Source organism: Campylobacter sp. CFSAN093226, from assembly GCF_012897595.1.
In the GTDB taxonomy this organism is placed as follows: Bacteria; Campylobacterota; Campylobacteria; order Campylobacterales; family Campylobacteraceae; genus Campylobacter_D; species Campylobacter_D jejuni.
The window spans coordinates 44,935-57,119 of sequence record NZ_CP040608.1; the positions used below are offsets into that span (position 1 = coordinate 44,935).

General features: G+C 28.8%; 6 protein-coding genes and 1 pseudogene. 4 read left to right on the plus strand and 3 right to left on the minus strand.

What is annotated here, in order from left to right; all coding sequences use genetic code 11:
* The first annotated feature begins 34 nt into the window (after positions 1-34).
* From FBF02_RS00175 to FBF02_RS00185, 3 genes are read left to right on the plus strand one after another with little or no spacing between them, the layout of a single operon-like run.
* Entirely contained in the window at positions 35-1,432 is a 1,398-nt protein-coding gene (locus FBF02_RS00175; RefSeq protein ID WP_002800617.1) for a PD-(D/E)XK nuclease family protein, read from the plus strand.
* 60 nt (positions 1,433-1,492) lie between these two features.
* Positions 1,493-5,263: an Eco57I restriction-modification methylase domain-containing protein gene (locus FBF02_RS00180; protein ID WP_021034166.1), complete on the plus strand. Its 3,771-nt coding sequence runs from the start codon at positions 1,493-1,495 to the stop codon at positions 5,261-5,263.
* Positions 5,263-7,719, plus strand: coding sequence for a pentapeptide repeat-containing protein (locus tag FBF02_RS00185; protein ID WP_011049573.1), 2,457 nt, complete (start codon positions 5,263-5,265; stop codon positions 7,717-7,719). Before FBF02_RS00180 ends, FBF02_RS00185 begins: the two co-directional genes overlap by 1 nt.
* A 29-nt stretch (positions 7,720-7,748) precedes the next feature.
* Here the strand turns inward: FBF02_RS00185 and FBF02_RS00190 are convergent, their stop codons facing one another.
* Together FBF02_RS00190 and FBF02_RS00195 are read right to left on the minus strand one after the other, a co-directional pair.
* Positions 7,749-8,450, minus strand: coding sequence for an SIMPL domain-containing protein (locus FBF02_RS00190; protein WP_002866314.1), 702 nt, complete (start codon positions 8,448-8,450; stop codon positions 7,749-7,751).
* A complete protein-coding gene (locus tag FBF02_RS00195) occupies positions 8,447-9,649 on the minus strand; it encodes a multidrug effflux MFS transporter (protein WP_021034167.1) in 1,203 nt (400 codons plus the stop codon). Before FBF02_RS00195 ends, FBF02_RS00190 begins: the two co-directional genes overlap by 4 nt.
* Positions 9,650-9,751: 102 nt before the next feature.
* On the opposite strand from FBF02_RS00195, the gene FBF02_RS00200 reads away from it, so the two are divergent.
* On the plus strand, positions 9,752-11,101 hold the full coding sequence (locus tag FBF02_RS00200) for a DUF2130 domain-containing protein (protein ID WP_021034168.1): 1,350 nt from the start codon (positions 9,752-9,754) through the stop codon (positions 11,099-11,101).
* 23 nt (positions 11,102-11,124) lie between these two features.
* Here the strand turns inward: FBF02_RS00200 and FBF02_RS00205 are convergent.
* A pseudogene (locus FBF02_RS00205) lies at positions 11,125-12,167 on the minus strand (c-type cytochrome).
* Between the last annotated feature and the right edge of the window lie 18 nt (positions 12,168-12,185).

Sequence of the window (12,185 nt, forward strand, 5' to 3'; positions counted from 1 at the left end):
CATGTAAAATTGTATAAAATTTGGAAAGTGATACATGGAAAAATTTATTGAAAGGTTGCTTGAAGAAGATATTAAATTTGAAAAAGATGTGAATAATGGTTTGAGTGATATAAATATATTTGATGCTTTGAATATTGAAACAAAAGAAAATTATCATTCTAAATTTATAGCTTATTTAATTGATATAAATAAGGATCATTATCAAAAAAATTTTGCAAAGGTATTTTTAGAAAAACTTGGTAAGAGTTTAGTAAATACGAAATTTGAAAATTTAAACATAGAAGATATAAAAAGCGTAGAAACAGAAGCCTGCATAAAAGATAATAGAAGGATAGATATTTTAATAACATTAAGTGATAAAAGATATATTATAATAGAAAATAAAATTTATGCAAAAGATCAAAAAAATCAATTGAAAGATTATATTAATTTTGTAAGAAAAAATATCAAAAATATAAAAGATTGTTATAAAAACATATTGACTATATATTTGCATCAAGATGAGTGTGCTAGTCCTAGTGATTATAGTTTGGGAAATTTTACAATAAAGACAAATTTGATTAAAGATAAAAATGAAAATAATGTTAGCTATTATTTGAAGATGGATTATATATGGATTAAGGAATGGATTGATGAGTGTATAAAAATATATGAAGAAAAATCAACCAAAGATCAAAAATTTATTCTTGATATACAAAACATTATTTTTACTCTAAATCAATACAAAAGTATTTTACAATGGTATATGACAGATGAGTATACTCAAAGAGATGATGTACTAGAATTTATTTTTCAAAACAATATAAAAATGCAAAATTTAAAAAATGCGATGATTTTATATAGATATAACAAAAACAAATCAGAGCTTAAAAATTTAAATGAAGAAAACTATAAGAAAGCTAAAGATATTATCCAGCATAAATGGAGCAACATCTGCGAATATATAATAGAAGAATTTTTTGATAGTTTTGAACATAAGGAAATTAAAATAGGTGATATAACTTTTATCGGCAATAAAATAGAAGAAAATCGTGTTAATCATGGTGTGTTTATATTTTATCCTATTGATTATAAGAATGAAAGCATATATCCATGTATATATATTTATTTTAAAAAAAAATACTATGATATTATTGGTTTGACATTTGAAATTTCAAATGATGATGAAGAAGATATAGAAAATGAAAAATATAAAGAATGTTTAAAATTATTTAAAGATGTAAAAGAAGAAAATGTTAGAAAATATCAAAATCACTATTATTGTGATAAATTAATAAACAATGAAAAATTAGAAGGAGAATACGCTTTTATTTATTGGTTGATTGAAAATCAAAATTCTAAAAAAGATTTTATTCAAATTTTAAATGATTTTTTTATTAAAAAACCTATACAGGAAGCATATAAAGGTATTAATGATATATTAAATTCTTAAAAAATTTTATATAAAAGTAAAATTTGATAAAATACAAAATATTTTTTATAAAGGTTAAAAATGCATTTCACTTTGCTAAATGAAAAAGATTTTTTCAACCCATACTACCGCAAAAAGCAAATCATGCAAAATGAATTTGATATATTTAACAAGGCTTTAATGCAATATCTAGAAAGACTTGAAAGTTCGCAAAGTGAAAATGAAGATTATCTTGTAGCTAATGCACTTAGTCCATTTTTAACCATGTTAAATTTCAAAACCCACATCAAAACCAAGCAAAAAGGCAAAAGTGAGATTGACTTATCCATCTCTAAAGATGAGTTTAGTAAAGACTTAGAAGTTCTTATTGAGGCTAAAAAGCCAAATTCAAAAGAATTTATCACTCATACAAAGGTAAATTCTAAAGCCTTACACGAGACTATTTTATATTATTTTAGAAATAGAGAGTATAGTTTTAGCTTAAAATTTATTATCATCACAGATTTTTATAAATTTTACATTTTTAAAATTAGTGAGTTTGAAGAGCTTTTTTATAAAAATCCAAGTTTTAAAAAACTTTTTGAAGAATTTTGTAATCCAAATTCACTTTTCAAAGGTAATACTGAAGAATTCTATAAAGAAGTAGCCAAACTCATAGAAAATTCCAAAGAAAACTTAAAAGGCTTTTTGATTGACTTGACGTTTTTAAAAGACAAACAAAAATCAAATTTTAAAAACCTAGCAAGTATTTATAAAACTTTTCATAGAGACTTTTTGCTAAGTGAGTTTAACCCCAACGATGCAAATTCACTCAACAATGCTTTTTACAAAGAGCTTTTATATATCTTAGGGCTTTGCGAGAGCAAACAAAACTCAAAACTCATCATCGCAAAAAGTGAAGAAAGCAAAGAAGAGCAAGGCACTTTCTACACCGCTATAAACTCTAAGCTTAAAGAAGAAAATTTTGAAACCATCTTAAAACTTTTGATCTTATGGCTTAATCGCATTTTGTTTTTAAAGCTTATAGAGTCAAATTTGGTGCGTTTTAATGATGATAAAAATTTGAAATTTTTAAATTTCAAAAAAATCCCTGATTTTGACAAGCTTAGCGAACTTTTCTTTGAAGTTTTAGCCAAAGAAAAAAGCACAAGAAAGAAAAGCGAATTTGCCTATCTGCCTTATCTAAATTCTTCTTTGTTTGAAAAACAAAGCATAGAAAACACACTTGAAATTTCAAGCTTAAGCAATGACTTAAAGCTTTTTTACTATAAAAACACTGTGCTAAAAGATGATAAATGCAAGGCTAAAAAAGGACAAGTGGGGCTTTTAGAATACTTGTTTGAATTTTTGGATAGCTTTGATTTTGGTAGCGATGATGAGCAAAGCGAAATTTTAAGCCAAAAAGAACTCATAAGCTCAAGCGTTTTAGGAAATGTGTTTGAAAAACTCAATGGCTACAAAGAAGGGAGCTTTTACACGCCAAGCTTTATCACTTCTTATATGTGTAAAGAAAGCATCACAAAAGTTGTGCTTGATAAATTCAACGCTCAATTTGATCTTGATGCTAAAGATATAAGCGAACTAAGAAAGTCTTTAAGAAAAGAAGACAAAAAAGCACAAAAAGAGCTTTTAAACTCTATAAAAATTTGCGATCCTGCAGTGGGAAGCGGGCATTTTTTGGTTTCTGCTTTAAATGTTATGTTAAGCATTTATGATGAGCTAAATCTTTTTGATGAAGAATTTTATCTAGAAGTGCAAAACGATGAAATTCTCATCACGGGTAGAAAAGGTGAGTTTATAGAGTATAAACGCCCAAGTACGCCTAAAGATAAAGCCCATCTTATCCAACAAGAACTTTTTCACACTAAAAAAGACATCATAGAAAACAACCTTTTTGGAGTCGATATCAACCCTAACTCATGCGAGATCACGAAGCTAAGGCTTTGGATAGAGCTTTTAAAACATAGTTTTTATCAAAGCTTTGATGATGAGAATTATCACGATCTTAAAACCCTGCCAAACATCGATATAAACATAAAATGCGGAAATTCTTTGGTATCTTACTTTGAAACAGGCAAAAGCCTAAACCACTATCCTAACATCAAAGAACGTATGGGCAAATACAAACGCATAGTAAAAGACTATAAAGAAGGCTTTTACACAGATAAAAGCCACATCAACCAAGAGATAAAAAATCTCAAAATTTCTTTTAAAAATTTCTGCTTTGCAGATAAATTTAAAAAAGAAATGAAAAGCTTTAATGATAAATGTGAAAAATACTCTAAAAAATACGGAAATTTCTTAGCCGTAGATGATGAAAATTTGAAATTCTTTGTTAGTGCGAATTTGACTCTTTTTGACTTTGATGAAAAAGAAGCCACAAAAGAATTTGCAAATCTTAAAAAAGAATACGACAATATCTTTAACCTAGAAAGCAATCATCCTTTTGAATGGCGTTTTGAATTCCCTGAAATTTTGGACGATGATGGAAATTTCAAAGGCTTTGATCTCATCATCGGCAATCCACCTTATATAAGACAAGAAGAGCTTAAAGAACTCAAGCCCCATTTAGCTAAAAATTATAAGGTTTATAAAGGCACGAGCGATATTTATACTTATTTTTATGAACTAGGATTTAATGTTTTAAAAGATAATGGGGTATTAAGCTATATCACTTCTAACAAATACACGCGTGCAGGATATGGGGAAGCATTGCGTGAATTTTTGCTTAAAAATGTTAAGTTTTTAGAATACACCGATTTAAACGGCATAAAAGTTTTTGATAGTGCTACAGTGGATACTTCCATACTTTGTTTTGAAAAATCAAAAAGCAAAGATAATAAATTCAAATACCTTGCCCTAAGCAATGAAATTTTAAAAACTTGTGCCTATAACATCGGCTTATATAAGGACTTTGCAGAATTTTCGCAAAATTCTTTAAGTAAAGAAAGCTTCACTTTTAGTGATGAGAATACTAGTGCTTTAAAGGCTAAGATAGAACGCATAGGAACTCCGCTTAAAGAATGGCAAGGACTTAATATATATCGTGGAATTTTAACAGGCTATAACGAAGCCTTTATCATCACTACTGAAAAAAGAAATGAAATTTTAGCAAATTGCAAAGATGAAGCCGAAAAAGAACGCACCGCTAAACTCATACGCAAAATGCTACGCGGACGCGATATAAAAAGATATAGTTACGAGTGGGCGGGACTTTGGGTGATATTTATACCTTGGCATTTTCCAAATGTTGAAAAACCAAAGACAATGCTAGAAAATGAACAAGATTTAAAAGAACAATATCCGAGCTTATATAAGCACTTGTTGTCTCATAAAGAAAGATTATCTAAAAGAAATAAAGAAGAAACAGGAATTCGTTATGAATGGTATTGTTTGCAAAGATGGGGAGCAAACTATTATCAAGAATTTGAAAAAGAAAAGCTAGGTTGGCAAAGAATAACACAAGAGCCAAGTTTTATCTTGGAAAGAGAATGTATTTTGTTAGACTCTATGGCTTTTATGGTAGCAAATTCTAAAAATGAACTCAAATATCTTTTAGGGTTTTTAAATTCTAGTTTGATATTTTATTATTTTAAAAATATAGGACATTTGTATTCTGACAAAGGCTTTTTATTATCAAATCAATATGTAGAAAAGTTTCCTATACCAAAAATAAATTCTAAAAATCAAAAAATAGCCGATGAGCTTATAAATTTAGTCGATGAAATTTTAAAAGCCAAAGAACAAGACAAAAACGCAAATACCCAAGAACTAGAAAATAAAATCAATTCTTTGACTTATAAACTTTACAATCTCACCGAAGAAGAAATAAAAATCATAGAAGGGAAATAATGGATTTGGTAAGTAGTTTTTTATCTAAAAAAAATATCAATAATGAAGAAGATATAAAATTTGAAAATTATATAAAAGGTGAAGCAAAGTTAAATAGTGAAAAACAATATATTATAGAAAGTAGTTGTTGTTTTGATGGAAATAAAGATAATTTTAAGCGACATTATGACGAAAATAAGATTTTAGAAATACATTTAAATAATATGCTTTTTGAGCAAGATTTAGTTTTTGATAATGTGAAAAAACTATCTTTGATAATTAATGATAATGTCAAATTTAATAAATTGTTTATTAATAACTGTAATGAATTATATTTGCAATTTAATGGGAGAGTTGAAGTTATTGATAAAATTAGCATTAATGACTGCAAATTTAAACAAATATCTATCAATAATCATATAGATGGAAATATCGAATTTCAAAAATGTGAATTTAATGATTTTAATTTATATGGCTTTTCTAATGCTACTATAAAAGGTACTTTTACGTTTGATTTTTGTGAAATAAAAGAAAAAGTTAATTTTATGAACTTTGAATTTGAAAATAAAGTTAGTTTTAAAATGTCTAAATTTAAAGATAATGTTTATTTTAATAATTCTCATTTTAAAGATTATGTCGACTTTCACGAATGCGAATTTGAAAAAATAGCTTGTTTTTATGGAGTGAAGTTTTATAAAACTCCGAATTTTAGCGCTTGTTATTTTAAAGAACCAAAAGCTGTAAATTTAATCAATGTCGATATAGATAAGCTAGATTTTAAATCAGTGGAGAAATATATAGAAGATAACTATCAAGATGAAAGTTATAAAAACGAACATAAATTAAGATATGCTAAAAATTTAAAAGATTCTTTCAGGGTTATAAAAGATGTTTTAATCACTCAAAATAATACCTTAGAAGCTCAAGAGTGGCACAAGTTAGAGCTTTATGCGAAAGAGAAAGAGTTAGAAATTCAACTAGGTGGTGATAATAAAGATAGTATTAAAAATATTCAAAAAATAAAAAAATCAGTAATAAAAAAACCAAGCAACAATCCAAGCAATATACTTGCAAAGATTCAAAGTTTAAGTGACAAGTATATAAAAATTTGCGATTTTGTTGTTTGTTTTATAATGCTTATAGGAAGATCAATCTTTGGTTTTTTATTATCAATTATTGAGATATTTTGCAATGTTATAAAAAGTATATGCAAAATAATACAAATTATTTTATCTTGCATATTTTGTATAGCTTCAATCGACAGAATTTTAAAGCTTGAGTATTTAAAATTCTATAGAAAAATTAGTAGTCTTGGAAAAACAATGCTAGATTTTACTTTATGGTTTGATTGTGTTTTGTTACAAGTTTATAGGAATACTAGCAATCACCATACAAATTTCTTAAAAATTTTAAATTTTACGATTTTAATGATTTCATCATATGCTATTTTTGGCTTATTATTTTTAAATAATATGGATTTTATATTATCTTTTGGTCCAATGACAATAGCTGCAATGAATTATATCGTTTTATTAATGTTATTAATTATTTTTATTAGCCTTACAAGGCAATTATATCAACATGGTGCTATTTTATTATTTCTTATTTATGGTCTTTTTATAATCAGCATAGTATCATTTTTATCACCAATATACATTCCAGCTTTTTATTTTTTAATTTATTTTGTAGGTATATTAATTTCCTATCTTTTATTTATCTGTAAAATTAAACTTTTTGTTTTTATTTCGAGATTGTTTGCCTATATTTGTCTAATTGGGGTTGTTATTTTAAAACCTCAACTTATCAATCCTTTTGTAGGAATTTTTTCATCAGATAAACTTTATGAAAGTAAATTTGAAAAAAGGTTAAATGATTTAAATACGAGTGCTATTGTAAATCTAGCAAGCATATTGCAAAATGATTTTAATCTCCATTTAAAAGATCAAAATATTTCTTTTACAGAGTTAAATTCAGCTAAAGCTTTGATAATAGCAAATAAAGAAAAATTAAAAGAAATTTTATCTAAAGTGTATAATGATAAATATGTAAGTGATTATAAAAAGGTTTTAAATGAACTAGAAAATAACACATCAAATGTAAAAAATATCATAGAAGAGATAGACAATAAAAACAACAATAGCGTTGTATCTGCTCAACTTAATAAATTTTTAAAATTAAATTTTAATCAAGAAATAGATATTTTATATGCGATAAAAAGTAATTTTTCTATATCTGAAAAACTATCACCTGAGCAAATGGCTCTTTTTGATCAAAAAGACAGTCAAGATAAATTAAAAAGTGTCTTGGCTCTTTTGAAATTTAAATCAAGTTTTGAAGGGATTTTAAAGATTATAAATCAAGACGAGATTACAGAAAACACCATAAAATCCACTGGTGTTTTATATGGCATTATACTTTTGCTTTGTATATTCTCACTCCAAAAAACCGCACGAAAAAATTCCATAGTGCCAAGCTAAGCCTTAAAGCTTAGCTTGAAATTTTATCATCAGTCTTTTAAGTAGTATTCTATAGTAGAAACCACTCTTATAGTTTTGATATAAGGGGTGTTTTTATCTCTGTTGCTGATGCTAAATTGTCCTTGAGAAGCCTTTTTTATCTTGCCTAGATGGCTGTTTGAGTCTTGTGCGAATTTTATCGCTGCATTTCTAGCATTGAGCGTTGCTTCTTCTATCATTTGTGGTTTTATATCATTTAGCTTGGTGTAAAGGTATTCTATATCATAATCATCGATTTTTGTTACTATACCAAATTTTGCAAGACTTGAAATGTTTTCTAGTATGCTTTTTCCAAGCTTTACATTTTGAGTATAGATGAGTAAATTCGCAGTGCCTATGTATCGGTATGCAGCTTGAGTGTCGTTGCTATAAGGATCGCTTAAACGATCTATGATATTTGGCGAGTTGTAGCTGATCTCATCTTCTTTTATGCCTTGTTTTTCTAAAAATTTGATGATATTTTCTTTATCTTGTTCTAGTTCTTCGTATAAATTTGTAAGATTGTTGTTTGATCTTGTGAATTTTATAGGAAGTATCAAAGTATCTGCTTCGACTTCTTTTTGACTTAAACCCTTTACACTTACACTTCTTTCAAGTGTTTTAAAATCACTTAAAGCCTTGTTAAATCCAAAAGCTAGAATCAAACTTGCCAAAACTATGGCTAAAGCCATAAAGATATTATTTGTTTTCATTTTTTCTCCTTTATTTTGATTAGAAAATATATCATATTTGCAACCAATACGCAAGCACACATTACAAAAGCAAGGATTATCGGCGTATTTGCGTTAATAGCCCCAACCACAAAAGAAATAAGCCCTGCAAAACCAAATTGCACCGTTCCAAGCACCGCAGAAGCAGTTCCGCTATGTTCTTTAAACCTTGCCATAGCCAAAGTCGTGGTATTGGGTGCGATGAAACCAAGCATAGCGATACTTGTAAAAATACTAAGTTCAAAAAGCAAGAAATTTGGGTGAAAAAAGGCATTTGCAAGTAAAATCACAGTCGATATAAACATTATCATCAAAGCTTTTGCCAAAATTTTTTCGCTTTCGTATTTTAAAACCAATCTCGCATTGATATTTGCACAGACGACAAAACCTAAAGCATTTGCCCCAAAAAGCAAAGCAAATTTTTGCTCACTTAAGCTAAAAAACTGCGTAAAAACAAAGCTTGATCCTGTGATATAAGCAAACATCGCCGCCAAAGCAAAAGAAGCACATAGTATATAAACTAAAAAGCGTTTATCGCTTAAAACAAATTTGTAGCTTTTCATCGCTTCATGATGGGAAAATTTTTTGTTTTTAAGATGAGGTGCGGACTCTTTTAAACCAAAAAGTATCATCAAAAAAAGTAAAATTCCTAAAGCAAACAAAGTCGCAAAAATACTATGCCATGAAAAATACTCTAGCAAAATTCCCCCAAAAGTTGGCGAAAGCATAGGAGCAAGAGAACTAAAAACCATCATCAAAGCAAAAATCCCTGCAGCTTCTTTGATCTCAAACAAGTCATTGACAATAGCCCTTGCGATAACCACACCTGCACAACCCCCAAGTGCTTCAAAAAATCTCAAAGCGATAAAAGCATAAATATCATCGATAATCACACAAAACAAACTCGAAACGATGAAGAAAAATATCCCTACCAAAGCTGGAATTTTACGCCCAAAAATATCACTTAAAGGACCATATATAAGCTGTCCTAAGGCAAAAGCGATAAAAAAACTTGCGATACTAAGTTGGGTTAAAAAAGAATTAGTTTGAAAGCTTTGTTCTACATGAGAAAGTGCGGGTAAATACATATCTGTAGAAAGTGGCGCTATGCTTGACATCAAAGCAAGGATAATGATAAGTTTAAATTTGGCAAAGCCGTGAATTTTGGTGTGTTTTTGCATTTGTAATCCTAATTATTCTAAAAGAATGATTTTAACAAGTCAATCTTAGAATAATCTTTGTTTTTCTATGTTAAATTTAGGGAAAAATTCTAAGGAAATTTTATGCAAAATTTAAACCAAAATGAACAAATCAAATGCCCAAGTTGTGGAAGTTTTATCGATATTAGCACTGCTTTATATGTTCAAATTTTAGATAAAGCCAAGCAAGAAATGCTAAAACAAAAAAAAGAATTTGATGATGAGGTAAATGCTAAAAGAGCTGAATATACCAAAGCTTTAAATGATTTAAAAACTCAAAAGATAGAACAAGAAAAACTCATAAACGAGCAAGTAAGCCAAAAGCTTCTTTTAGAAAAGCAAAAATTTGAACAAGAACTTCTCACACAAAAGCAAAATTTCCAAAAAGAATTCAGCGAGAAATTTAACAAAGAGCATGAAAATGAAATGAAAATCATGCAAGAAGAACTCGAGAAAAAAAGCAAAGAGCTTAGCGAGTTTTTAAGCATAAAGGTTGAAAATGAAAGGCTAAAAAGAGAGCAAAAAGAAAATGAAGAAAGATTGAAATTTCAAGCCAAAGAAGAGGCTTTTAAAGAATTTAAAGAACAAGAAAGCAAAAATTTGGAATTTGAAAGAGAAAAAATGCGTCTTGAATTTCAAAAAAGCACTCAAGAGCAAGATCTTAAATACAAAGAACTAGAAACGAATTTTAAAAGTGTAGCCCAAAAGTTAGAAGACGCACAACGCAGGATAGAACAAGGCTCACAGCAACTCCAAGGCGAAGCAGCCGAACTACTCATAGAAGAATACATACAAAGTGAGTATTTAAGCGATGAAGTAAAAGAAGTACCAAAGGGCGTAAATGGAGCTGATTGTCTGCATATAGTAAAGGATAATTTTGGAAATATTTGTGGAAGTATTTTGTATGAGAGCAAACGCACTAAAGAATTTAATAAAGAATGGCTTGATAAACTTAAACTAGATAGTATAGCCGCAAAAAGTGATATAGCAGTTTTGATCACAAAAACTATGCCAAAAGATAAAGAAAAAACGCATTTTAAAGAAGGAATTTTGATTTGTACTTTTAATGAATTCAAAGGTGTTTTAGCAGTGCTTAGAGAAAGCATTATAAACGCTTATAAACTCAAAAATGCCCTGCAAAACAAAGATGAAAAAAATCACATTTTATACGAATACTTAAATTCCAAGGAATTTAACACGCAAATCACTTTTATACTCAAAACTTATCAAAATATGAAAGAAGAATTAGAAGCTGAAAAAAGGGCTTTGCAAAATATATGGAAAAAAAGAGAAAGAGCTATAGAAAATCTAAGTTTTAATTCCACTGCCATAGTGAGTTCTTTAAATGCGATATTTAGCGACTTACAAGGTGGAAATTTGATAGGCGAAGAAGGGATTAAAAGTCTTGAAAATTTAGCCAAAGATGAGGATTAATTTTGGGCTAAGCCCAAAATTAATCATTCTCCTGGGAAGTGATTTGGATTTTTCCAAGGTCCGTATTTTACTTTTATGTATTCTTTAGGGTCTAAATTTTGTTGTGGTGAAGCAAAATACTCAGGTTTTAATGATGGGGATTTGCTATAAGCTGTATCAAGTCCTGCACGATTTTCTGTAGTGGTTATAGGCATTCTTACAAAACCTGTATTGACATAAGCTGCTATATCTAGTGCATCTTCATCGCTTAATATAGGATTATCCGCACTCGCACCAAAAGGCATGGCTGATTTTAAAAATCTTGCTAAAAATGGTATCATAGCCATGTGTCCACCATCAGGATAGATAAGTAAAGATGGATATAAATGTCCGCTACCTTGTTTGTAATTATCATTTTTTACCCCAAGTCCTCTTTCGCCATGGCAAGCAACGCAATTTTCTTCAAAGAGTTTTTTCCACGCACAGGGTCAGCTGGGCGATTTGGAAAATTCATCTTAGCAAAAAAATCTCCTTCAAGCTTTACGCCGTCTTTGATGCCATAAGCTTCTTTTAACCACTTAAAATAAGCTAAAATTGCTTTCATTTCTTTAGAATCATTAGGAAATCTATGAGAGTCAGTTCCGCCCATTCCGCGAATTCTATCTTCAACAGAGATGATTTTCATCGTTTCTATATCAAGTCTTGGATAATTGTTTAGGACATTTAAAAATGGAATAACATATTTTTTTGTCCCTGGTAAACCATTGCCGTCATTGTCCATGTGACAGGAAATACAGTTTACTTCGTTGCTTGTCTTTTTTAGCTTGCTATAGGGTCCTAGAGTACTTTCTGTCTTGCTTAAAAGCTCTATGCCATAACGGATTAAATCCCCTTGCTTACCTTTTGGAACATTATTGATGCTTAAATTTTTATTTGGCCATTCTTGCACAGGTCTTTTGGAAAGTTCCTTAAAATACTCTACTCCTTCCTTGTCGCTTAATTCTTCTCCTACTTTGTAATCACTCACGCTTTTAGCGCTAAGACTCAAACTAAGACATAAACCAAGCAATAAAATGTGTTTTTTCATGATTTTCCTCCTTTTTAT